Annotated in this window: 1 protein-coding gene; it reads right to left on the bottom strand. The window is 67.3% G+C overall.

What is annotated here, in order from left to right; all coding sequences use genetic code 11:
• Nucleotides 1–164 precede the first annotated feature (164 nt).
• Entirely contained in the window at nt 165–1,349 is a 1,185-nt protein-coding gene (locus tag ACZ4SV_RS36375; protein WP_468011452.1) for an IS701 family transposase, read from the bottom strand.
• Nucleotides 1,350–1,407 lie beyond the last annotated feature (58 nt).

The following is a 1,407-nucleotide window of genomic DNA, read 5'->3' as shown; positions in this document are numbered from 1 at the left end:
CTAGTACTGCAACGGTGCTTGCCGTGACTGATGGCCAGGTCAGGGGCTGTGTCCGCGTCGTTTGTAGTGGCTGGTGCGGGCCTGGTGTTGGCGTCGTCGGCGCCAGGTCGACCAGTGCAGGATGTGCTCGACGGGTGTGGGCCGGCGGTCGGTGAGGCGGGTGATCAGCCGCCTGATTTCTGCGAGGCTGAGGTGGATGAGCTGGGAGGATCCGTTTCTGCTTTCCCCGCATCCAACTCTCGGGCACGCAGGACGCTCAGGCAGGCGTGAGCGGCCATCGCGAGGGTCATATGCCGGTGCCAGCCGGGATAGCGGCGGACCTGGTAATCGTCCAGACCGCATTCCTGCTTCGCGCTCTGGAAGCACTCCTCGATGGCCCACCGGCTGCCCGCGACGCGGATCAGCTCGTCCAGTGTGGTCTCGGCGGGACAGTAGGCGATGTAGTACGAGATCTCCTGCGGGCGGGCGACGCTGCGGCGGGCGATCACCCAGTGGCGGCGGTCGGGCCGGTGCCAGGGCCGCACCTCGACGCGGGCCCAGTCGTAGATCCTCAGGCCGTGGGCCCCGCTGCCGCAGGAACGGCGCTTCCATTTCTGCCGCGGCAGGCCGTGGAACAGGTCGTGGACGGGATGGTCGACCGCCCAGCGGGTGACGACGGTGTCGTGGCGGGTGGTGGCCATGACGTGGAAGACGTCCGCCCGCTCCAGCTCGGACCGCCAGCCCTTGGAAAAGCCGTAGGCGGCATCCGCGGTCACCCACCGGAACGGGATCTCGTCCGCGATCGCGCGGCGGACCATCGCCTTGGCCATGGCCACCTTGGTCTCGAAGGCGACCTCATCAGTGATGCCGGCCCGGCGGCATCTTTCCCGGTCGTCGGTCCAGGAGGTGGGCAGATACAACCTGCGGTCGATCAGTGTCCGGCCGCGGTCGGTTGCATAGGCGAGGAAGACGCCGACCTGGCAGTTCTCCGTCCGCCCGGCGGTGCCGGAGTACTGCCGCTGGACTCCGGCCGACCGTGTCCCCTTCTTCAGGAAGCCCGTGTCGTCCACGACCAGGACGGCACCTGGGTCGCCGAGGTGGTCGACGACGTACCGGCGCACGTCGTCGAGGACCTCGTCGGCGTCCCACTCGATCCGGTTCAGCATCCGGTGGATACGGTCCGGGCCCGCATGGCCGGCTTCCTCCGCCAGTGTCCAGCCGTTCTTGCGCTGCAGGGGTGCGATCAGGCCCCGCATATAAGCCAAAGCCGACTCACGCGGCTCCGACCTGCTGAAACGGTGCACGAACCGCCCATGCACAGCTTCCAATTCGCCCGCCCACAACCTGACATCAGAAAGGTCCCCACCCATAACCACACCAACGACTGACCTGGCCATCAGTCACAGCAAGCACCGTTGCAGTACTAGG

It is taken from the genome of Streptomyces sp. NPDC027672 (assembly GCF_055566335.1).
This window is presented reverse-complemented; position numbering and strand designations above follow the sequence as displayed.